This is a genomic window from Microcystis sp. 49638_E5, assembly GCF_021300285.1.
In the GTDB taxonomy this organism is placed as follows: Bacteria; Cyanobacteriota; Cyanobacteriia; order Cyanobacteriales; family Microcystaceae; genus Microcystis; species Microcystis aeruginosa_C.
In genome coordinates this window covers 51117-60100 of record NZ_JAJTDH010000016.1, presented here as the reverse complement: position 1 = coordinate 60100, position 8984 = coordinate 51117, and the positions used below count along the sequence as shown (strand labels likewise).

Genomic DNA, 8984 nt, shown 5'->3' with positions numbered 1-8984 from the left:
GGCGGAAGACCCGGAATTTGAAACCTTCTACACTAAAAATATTCTGCTTAACGAAGGTCTGAGAGCTTGGATGGCTCCCCAAGACCAACCCCACGAAAACTTTATCTTCCCTGAGGAGGTTCTCCCGCGTGGTAACGCTCTCTAATATCCCTACCGCTAGTGGTCGTGACCAAAGTTCCACCGGCTTCGCTTGGTGGTCTGGTAACGCTCGTCTTATCAACCTCTCCGGTAAACTGCTCGGCGCTCACGTCGCTCACGCTGGTTTAATCGTTTTCTGGGCCGGGGCGATGACCCTGTTTGAAACCGCCCACTTTATCCCCGAAAAACCGATGTACGAACAGGGTTTAATCCTGCTTCCCCACTTAGCTACCCTCGGTTTTGGGGTCGGTCCTGGTGGTGAAGTAGTCGATACCTTCCCCTACTTCGTCGCTGGTGTTCTGCACTTAATTTCTTCGGCTGTACTCGGTTTTGGTGGTATCTACCACGCTATCCGCGGACCGGAAACCCTAGAGGAATACTCTAATTTCTTCGGTTACGACTGGAAAGATAAAAACCAAATGACCAACATCATCGGTTATCACCTGATTCTCTTGGGTTGTGGTGCGCTGTTGTTGGTATTTAAAGCCATGTTCTTTGGCGGTGTCTATGATACCTGGGCCCCCGGTGGCGGTGATGTCCGCATCATCACCAATCCTACCCTCAACCCCGCAGTTATCTTTGGTTATCTGACCAAAGCTCCCTTCGGTGGCGAAGGCTGGATTATCAGCGTCAACAACATGGAAGATATCATCGGCGGTCACATCTGGATTGGCTTAATCTGTATCGGTGGCGGTATCTGGCACATTCTCACCAAACCCTTTGCTTGGGCGCGTCGCGCTTTCATCTGGTCTGGAGAAGCCTATCTGTCCTACAGCTTGGGCGCTCTTTCCATGATGGGCTTTATCGCCGCCGTTTACGTTTGGTTTAACAACACCGCCTATCCCAGTGAATTCTACGGTCCGACCGGTATGGAAGCTTCTCAAGCTCAAGCTTTCACCTTCTTGGTCCGTGACCAACGCTTAGGCGCTAACGTCGCTTCTGCCCAAGGCCCTACCGGTCTAGGTAAATACCTGATGCGCTCTCCCACTGGCGAAATCATCTTCGGTGGTGAAACCATGCGTTTCTGGGATTTCCGCGGTCCCTGGTTAGAACCCCTCCGCGGTCCTAACGGTTTAGACCTCGACAAAATCAGAAATGACGTACAACCCTGGCAAGTCCGCCGCGCGGCTGAATACATGACCCACGCTCCTTTAGGTTCCTTGAACTCTGTGGGTGGGGTTATCACTGACGTTAACTCGTTTAACTATGTGTCTCCTCGCGCTTGGTTGGCTACCTCTCACTTCACCCTCGCTTTCTTCTTCCTGATTGGACACCTCTGGCACGCTGGACGCGCTCGCGCCGCCGCCGCCGGTTTCGAGAAAGGAATTGACCGCGAGACTGAACCCGCATTGGCAATGCCCGACCTCGACTAATTTCCCTTAGTTCGATGGTAGAGGCTCCCGTCTAGTTGGCGGGAGCTTTTTTGTGGTTAATATCAGACGCAGCTAAAACACTCTCTAAAGCCGATAATAATCGTTGATTTTCTGCCGGTAAACGGACAGCTACCCGAAAATAATTGCTACCCAATTCGGGGAAACTGAGACAATCGCGGATGAAAATTCGATGATATTTTAATAAAGCTTCCTGTAGGGGTAAACAGGAAGATTGAGATTGTACTAAGAGGAAGTTAGCGGCACTGGTTTGGGGCTGTAATTGCGGAAAATTAGCTAATCCCTGCCATAAATCCTCGCGGGCCGCCGTTAACCAGTCCCAAGTTTGTTTTTGAAAATCCCTATCTTCAATTCCCGCAATAGCGGCAACCACAGCCAAATTATTCACCGACCAAGGATCGCGCCATTTTTGCCATTGTAACAGGCGATCGGGATGGGCGAGGACATATCCTAGACGTAAACCGGGGAGACTGTAAAATTTAGTTAGGGAACGCAAAATCACGAGATTGGGATATTCCGGCAAGAGAGATATTAAACTCTCCTGTTGTGGCGGGGGTAAAAAATCCATAAAAGCCTCATCCACTACCACCAAACCAAATTGCGATAGATAGGGACGAATGGCCGCCACCGTCCAGAGTTTCCCCGTGGGATTGTGGGGATTATTGAGTAATAAGCCTTGTTTTTCGGGATTAACCGGCTTTAAACTGGTTAAATCTAGGGAATGTTGGCAGATTTTTCCACCAAAACTTTTTAAGGCCCGTTCGTAATCGTTAAAAGCGGGTGTTAGTACATAAACACTATCAAATGAGGCCAATTCCCGACCGGCCCAGGTTAATAACTCAGCCGCACCATTGCCGGGGAGAATCCAATCTGGCCCTATATTGTGCCATTGGCCGAGGGCAGAGCGCAACTGCCAATACCCTGGGTCAGGATAACGAGTCAGACTGGTTAAATGGCTTTTAATAGCGGTTAGGGCGCTTTCTGGCGGACCGAGGGGGTTGATACTGGCAGAAAAATCGAGAATAGAGGAAACCGGACAGCCGGCAATGGCGGCCGCCCAGTCAAGATTACCACCATGTTTAGGTCTAAGCAAAAGACTTACAGCGAACGCTTTGCGCTCGCTACGCGAGAACGAAACTCAACAGTAATTATTCCTTATGCGGGGCCACTCTGTCTTTAAACAGTTTACCCGCCGAGAAAGCCGGGACGCGAGTGGCCGGAATATCCATCTTATCGCCGGTTTTCGGGTTGCGTCCCTCCCTGGCCTGACGTTCCCGGGCCTCGAAGGAACCGAATCCTACTAGGGTTACTTTGTCCCCCTCAGAAACCGCTTCGATAATGGTTTCGATGGCGGCAGTGAGAACAGCATCTGCTTGTTTTTTGGTCACAGAGGCTTTGAGAGCGATTTGATCGATTAATTCACCTTTATTCATGCGCTAACTCCTTTTTTTGCGGTTTTTCTGAGTTTAGGGTGGTTGTCAGTAGTTTATTATGGTTCCCCTGTTGAGGACTCGCCAGGATCGAGATCACTAAATAATGCCTCAAATCCTCATTGGCTATATATTCCACTGCATTATTCTAAGCGGGAATTGTCTCGATCGGAATCGCTGAAACCTTTAATTTATCTAGATTTCCCCCCGATTACCCACCAAGAGGAGAGACAAAGGGGAATAAGCGAGAGATTAACAGCGATATAAGCTAATAAAAAGAGATTAGCTTGCTAAATTGCCGATAAATATTCTCTAAAAGCGATAGGCATCCTAACTTCCCAAAAATCGTTCATTGGTTCTCTCCAAGATTTTTGACTAATTTTGCCCCCAAAAACGTTAAAAAAGTTTACCAAAGCAATTTCTGCCCAAAAATTAAGGTTCAGTCCCAGGAGATATTCGCTAGAATTGGAACTTATGATCGTTAAAAATATTCAAAAAAGCAGGATTTAACTGGAAAGTTTGCTATCATTATCTATTCAGCGACAAACTCGCATGGTGATTTACTGCTATCCCCTAGCCGATCTAGGTCAAAGCTTAAGACGTTCTTTTATCGTGACTTTTTTGGCAGTAATCGCCATTCTTGGCGGTCTGATCCCCGAATTTTCTTGGACTACGGAGATAGTTAGTTTCCGGTCTTCCGCTTATACTCAAGATTTTACTGCTGACCAAATTAAACGTTATGCAACCGCAGTTTTGTTGATCGAAACCCAAAGAAAACAAGCTTATCAGGCAATTTCGCAAATTTTAGGGAAAAGTCCCCCGGCAATTACCTGTAACCAACGGGAAAGCTTTAATAATCTTCCAGCTAATGCCCAAAGAATTGCCGTAGATTATTGTAATAACTCAAAAAAGATTGTCCAAGATAGTGGTCTGACTGCCGCTCAGTTTAACGCCATTACTAACCGGATTCGCAGCGATGATAACTTGAGACGACGGGTGCAAAATGAGATGATTCGTCTGCAACGGGAGAATAAATAGAAAAAGTTCCTCAGTTTTTCCGGTCAAGCTGGAGTCAGGGCTACAATTAAGAATATTTTTTCCCATTGACCACTACCATGTTAACTTTTACCGAGCGCTTACCCCCCCGTCATACCGCTAGTCCACCTCCCCCAGAAACGGTGGTTTTTAGCCTCCTACTTACGGCCGAAGAACGCACCCGCAGCCGTTATCGTCTCGACAGTCCCGAAGGTTTTTCCCTCTGTTTTCGTTTACCCCGCGGCACCATTCTACAGGATCGCGATTTCCTGCGGGGAGAAAACGGCGAAATTATTCAAATTATCGCTAAACCCGAACCAGTTATCACTATTACCGCCCCTTCAACCGATTTACTCCTCAAAGCAGCCTATCACCTCGGTAATCGTCATGTAGCCCTAGAAATTAATCCTGATTATCTCCGTCTGGCCCCCGATTCTGTCCTACAAGCAATGTTAGAAGGTTTGGGATTAACTGTAAATGAAGAAATCGCCCCTTTTAACCCCGAAATCGGCGCTTATCAGCATTATCATGACCTGGAAGAGGCAAAAAAGGGATAGTTTAAAGAGAACGGAATCCGGTATCGGTCGCAGTTCCTAGAAAAGCCCTCTGGGTAGCTTGAGTATTTATACTTATTGCAAAATAGGTATGCTTTTCCTAACATAAAGTTAACCGGTAATCGTGCCGAACTAATTAGCGAAAACTTAGGGATTAAAACTCTTAGAATGATGTTTTTATTGTATTCAGGAAGTTGAAAAAATGAAGACCAAATCGATCATAAGCTTACTATCTCTTAGCATTATAGGAATGTCAATCTATGGGGGTCAAGCTAATAGTAGTGATTACCGGGCTTTGACCGCAGAAGAAAAATCACGGTTGACCGATGCTTTGCTAAAACAGGGCTGTAGAAATCCTAAAGCGATGAAATTTGATGTTGAGACTAACCAGTTTGAAGCAGAAGATGCTGTGTGTGAGGGAGGAAGAAAGTATGATATTTACCTTGATAGAAACTTTAGGATTGTTTCAATGAAACCAGACTAAAAGAGCAAATCCCTGAGAAGCTTTTACCGGTCGCCGCGAAGATTACCAATGAGGTATAATAAAGCCATTCTGACAGCGACACCACTGGTAACTTGTTGGGAAATCAGACTAAAATCGGGATCATCCATTAAATCGGAACTAATTTCCACTCCCCGATTCACAGGACCCGGATGAAGTACCTTCACCCCCGGTTGACAGGATTGCAAACGAGGACGAGTAATGCCAAAACTTTGATGATATTCGCGTAAACTGGGCAAAAGATTGGCAGTCATGCGTTCTTTTTGCAGTCGCAGGGTCATCACAAAATCGGCCTTTTCTAAAGCTGGTTCTAAATCCCAGTGGAGAAATAGGCGATCGCACAATTCCCCAAAATATTTCGGCAGCAGGGTAGGGGGTGCGGACAAATGTACTTCCGCCCCAGCCGTGGTTAAACTCCAGATATTGGAACGAGCGACACGAGAATGGAGTATATCCCCGACAATAGCGATTTTTTTACCCTCTAACAGTTCTAAACGGGGATTTTCCTGATCTAACAGACAACAGATCGTAAACAGGTCTAAAAGTCCCTGGGAGGGGTGTTCGTGTTGACCGTCCCCAGCATTAAGAATACTGACCCCCGACTGTAAACGATCCATTTCTGCGGCAATTAAATCGGGAACCCCCGACTGTTGATGTCGGATGACAAAGATATCCGTACCCATGGCCACATAGGTTAAAGCGGTATCGAGAATCGTTTCCCCCTTAGTCAAACTGGAACTACCCGGGGCAAAATTGAGAACATCGGCCGAAAGACGTTTCGCCGCTAGTTCAAAACTACTACGGGTGCGGGTGGAAGGTTCAAAAAAAAGATTCGTCACCACTTGTCCCTGTAGGGCCGGCACTTTCTTGGTGCGTCGGGAAAGAACTTCACGAAAACTAGAGGCCGTTTGTAGCAGGGTTTGGTATTCTTCCGGTTGCCAGTCTTGCAATCCCAAAATGTGATGTCGGATCCAAGTGAAAGCCATAGGAGTTGAGGAGGCGGTAAAAACGGCAAATTTCGTCTATGCTATTGTAGGATTTCTTTGCATCAAGTTAATAAATAGGGTTTATGAGAATTAATTTTTCCTTGTGTCAGGTCACTCTCGCGATCGCTTTATTTCTCAATCCCTTGCCGGCGATCGTTGCCCAGACTGCCACCTCTGGGGAAATGGTATCACCGACCACGGGCATTAATTACACTCGCCTGCAAAATTTCCTCGCTCAACAAAATTGGCGACAAGCTAACGATGAAACCCGTAATTTAATCCTGAAAGCAACCGGACGGGAATTACAGGGCTGGTTTACCATGGAAGACCTGCAAAAATTGGCCTGTTGGGATCTGCAAAAGATGGATCAACTCTGGAAAGAAGCTTCCGGGGGTCGTTTTAGTTTCAGTACCCAATTTCGCATTTTTATCGAGACGGGTAATCGACCGGGGCGCTTAGTGGCGATCGAAAATTTTCAAACTTTTGGCGATCGCATCGGTTGGCGTAAAGGTGGTGATTGGATTATTTTTAAAGAAAATCTTAACTATACCCTCAATGCTCCCGTCGGTCATCTGCCGGCGCCCCGGGACGAATATCAGATCGCCGGTGGTCGCCTAGAATACACCACCCTCGCCCAAAGATTAGTTACCTGTAATATTGTTAGCTTAGGGCAAAGCAAACAGTGATCACGCGATCAATTCTGTAGAATAAAATTTAAGGAAAAGCTTCTCTCCTCATCTTCCTCTTCCTTTTCCGATTTCCTAGCACTTTTTCCGCTAAAAACCCGTAAATTTAACAATGATTAAACGATCCGTTAACGTATCGAGAGCGATCGGTTCGTCGATCGCCGTTTCCCTAATTGTCGCTGGTTGCGCCCCCCAAACCCCCCAGGCCACTGGACCGGCGGCTGTTCCCGTCAAACTGCAAACCCTCGGCACCGACAAATTAGTGCAAAGTAGCGAATTTGTGGGTACTTTGATCGCCCAAGAGCGTGTTAGCGTCTCCCCTCAGATTACCGGTCGAATTCGGTCTATTTTCGTTAAATCTGGCGATCAGGTAACTCAGGGACAAAAAATCGCCGAATTGGATCCCGAACAACAACAGCAACAGGTAAACGCCAGTATCGGCCAGGTAAATTCGGCCAAAGCGAACCTCAATGCTTCTGAGGCGGATTTAAGGCAAAGACAAGCACAAGCGAGGGCAAATAAAGCCCAAATTGCCCAGAATCGGGCAAATGTGGCCAATGCCGAAGCCAATGTTAAAAGTCAGATCGCCACCTTGAGCGCCGCCGAAGCCGATTTACAGAGAGCGAGAGCTAATTTAGATTTAGCGGAAAAAAACCTAACAAGAGCCGAATTTCTGGTTAAACAAGGCGCACAGCCCCAACAGGACTTAGATGATCGCCGCCGCGACATTCAGGCCGCCAGGGCGGAAGTAGAGGCCCGGTCTAAAAATCGTGATGCGGCCCGTCAACAGGTGACGGCGGCTAGAGCTACCCTACAGGCAAACCAAGAAGCATTAAATATCGCCATTCAAAACGAATTAGCCTCACGGCAACAGGTGGCGGCGGCGGCGGCAACAGTGAACAGTCGTCAAGCGGCAGTAGCCAGCGCCGAGGGGCAATTAGGGGCGACGCGTCAGAATTTAGTTTTTAACACCATTACCGCCCCGATTGATGGTTTTGTCGGCGATTTTAATCAAAGAAAAGTCGGCGATATTATCTCCCTGGGTGAAGAATTAACCTCGTTGACTAACAATAAAACTTTGGAACTAAATGTGCAGATTCCCGTGGAATTACAACCGCGTCTGCGCGTCGGGTTGCCTGTAGAAATTATTAATCCCGATGGCAGCGCCGGGGTTCGCGGTCAAGTAACTTTTATTTCCCCCACCGTTTCCCAAGCTACCCAATCGGTTTTAGTGAAATTTGCCTTTACTAATGATGGCAGTCTTCGCAATAACCAATATGTGCGGACGCGGTTAATTTGGGATCAAAAACCGGGGGTATTAGTTCCCACCACGGCAGTGACTAGCATCGGAGCGCAAAATTTTGTTTTTGTGGCGGAAAAAGAAAAGGCTAAAGAAGGTCAAGAAAATGCCAAGGAGCGTTTAGTGGTCAGACAAAAACCAATTCAAGTCGGCACAATTCAAGGGCAAGCTTATCAGGTTATTTCTGGAGTAAATGCCGGGGAAAGAATTGCTATTAATAATATTCTTTCTCTCCGAGATGGTACAGCTATAACTGTTAGTCAGCAGTAATTTTTATGAGTAATTCGATTACCGTTCGTCCCCTGTCAGCGCAACTAATTACAGCCGAGAGTTTCCGTCCCTACGGTCAATTAATAACCCCTAGCCATGACGGGAAACTGTTTGATGAAAGCGATGCACAACTGCATTTAAAAAACGGTGTGCCACGTTTTTATATTATGCGTTTACAGACTCGCGGACGTAAATTTAAGCGAATTACTCGTCATAGTCAATGTACCCAATGTCTTGGTTCTTTGGGGGGACAAGAGTGGTTTTTAGGAGTGGCCCCCCCTAGTCCTCATCCTCAACCGGATTTAGAAAAATTAAAGGTTTTTCGCATCCCCGGGGACTGTTTTATTAAATTAGAGGTGGGAACTTGGCACGCTGGCCCACTTTTTGATCAACCAGCGATCGATTTTTATAATCTTGAATTGAGCGATACTAATATTGTCGATCATTTTACCTATAATTTTGCCCAAGAGCAGTCAATAGAATTTGAGATTGTTGATTGAAAAAATTAATTTTTTTACCTAGGTTGTGCTGAATATCGGCGAAAGCTGACAGGGGGAAAATGTGAGTTTGATAAAGTTAAAAAAGGGCAGAAGGTAGAGCAGGTAAGCTTTTTGCCTCTAAATCCAGAGAAGGCTTAATAGGATGATAAGTGTAAGCAATGATACCCCCTAAAAGGTTAACTAGAAAATTCC

At 46.5% G+C, this 8984-nt stretch carries 10 protein-coding genes and 1 pseudogene; 8 read left to right on the top strand and 3 right to left on the bottom strand.

The annotated features are described in order from the left end of the window. Positions 1-145 (top strand): annotated as a pseudogene (locus tag LW728_RS07320) (photosystem II protein D2); the annotation flags it as partial. Next, entirely contained in the window at positions 129-1511 is a 1383-nt protein-coding gene (gene psbC / locus LW728_RS07315; RefSeq protein ID WP_159250274.1) for a photosystem II reaction center protein CP43, read from the top strand. The pseudogene LW728_RS07320 and the gene psbC, both read left to right, overlap by 17 nt. 31 nt (positions 1512-1542) lie before the next feature. Here psbC and cobD read toward each other — a convergent pair whose 3' ends face one another. Together cobD and hbs are read right to left on the bottom strand one after the other, a co-directional pair. Next, positions 1543-2622, bottom strand: coding sequence for a threonine-phosphate decarboxylase CobD (cobD, locus tag LW728_RS07310; protein WP_002801321.1), 1080 nt, complete (start codon positions 2620-2622; stop codon positions 1543-1545). A gap of 55 nt (positions 2623-2677) precedes the next feature. After that, positions 2678-2962 carry a non-specific DNA-binding protein Hbs gene (gene hbs / locus LW728_RS07305; RefSeq protein ID WP_002801322.1) on the bottom strand — a complete coding sequence of 95 codons (285 nt, stop codon included), beginning with the start codon at positions 2960-2962 and terminating at the stop codon, positions 2678-2680. A 549-nt stretch (positions 2963-3511) separates the two neighbouring features. On the opposite strand from hbs, the gene LW728_RS07300 reads away from it, so the two are divergent. From LW728_RS07300 to LW728_RS07290, 3 genes are all read left to right on the top strand, one after another. Then, positions 3512-3997, top strand: a complete 486-nt coding sequence (locus LW728_RS07300; protein ID WP_002801324.1) for a DUF4168 domain-containing protein — start codon at positions 3512-3514, stop codon at positions 3995-3997. A 77-nt stretch (positions 3998-4074) separates the two neighbouring features. After that, complete coding sequence (ureE, locus tag LW728_RS07295) at positions 4075-4551, top strand: urease accessory protein UreE (protein ID WP_287665004.1); 477 nt, start codon at positions 4075-4077, stop codon at positions 4549-4551. A gap of 199 nt (positions 4552-4750) precedes the next feature. Next, the gene (locus tag LW728_RS07290; protein ID WP_287766018.1) at positions 4751-5032 is read left to right on the top strand and encodes a hypothetical protein; all 282 of its coding nucleotides are present in this window, start codon (positions 4751-4753) and stop codon (positions 5030-5032) included. 23 nt (positions 5033-5055) lie between these two features. On the opposite strand, the gene LW728_RS07285 is transcribed toward LW728_RS07290, so the two are convergent. Further along, positions 5056-6036: an aspartate carbamoyltransferase catalytic subunit gene (locus LW728_RS07285; RefSeq protein ID WP_002801327.1), complete on the bottom strand. Its 981-nt coding sequence runs from the start codon at positions 6034-6036 to the stop codon at positions 5056-5058. Positions 6037-6119: 83 nt separating this feature from the next. Here LW728_RS07285 and LW728_RS07280 point away from each other — a divergent pair, with 83 nt between their 5' ends. The 3 genes from LW728_RS07280 (at position 6120) to LW728_RS07270 (ending at position 8792) form a co-directional block, all read left to right on the top strand. Further along, on the top strand, positions 6120-6722 hold the full coding sequence (locus LW728_RS07280; protein WP_002801328.1) for a GUN4 domain-containing protein: 603 nt from the start codon (positions 6120-6122) through the stop codon (positions 6720-6722). Positions 6723-6834: 112 nt separating this feature from the next. After that, on the top strand, positions 6835-8292 hold the full coding sequence (locus LW728_RS07275) for an efflux RND transporter periplasmic adaptor subunit (RefSeq protein WP_287766016.1): 1458 nt from the start codon (positions 6835-6837) through the stop codon (positions 8290-8292). 5 nt (positions 8293-8297) lie between these two features. Next, a complete protein-coding gene (locus LW728_RS07270; protein ID WP_046661183.1) occupies positions 8298-8792 on the top strand; it encodes an ureidoglycolate lyase in 495 nt (164 codons plus the stop codon). The last annotated feature ends 192 nt before the right edge of the window (positions 8793-8984 follow it).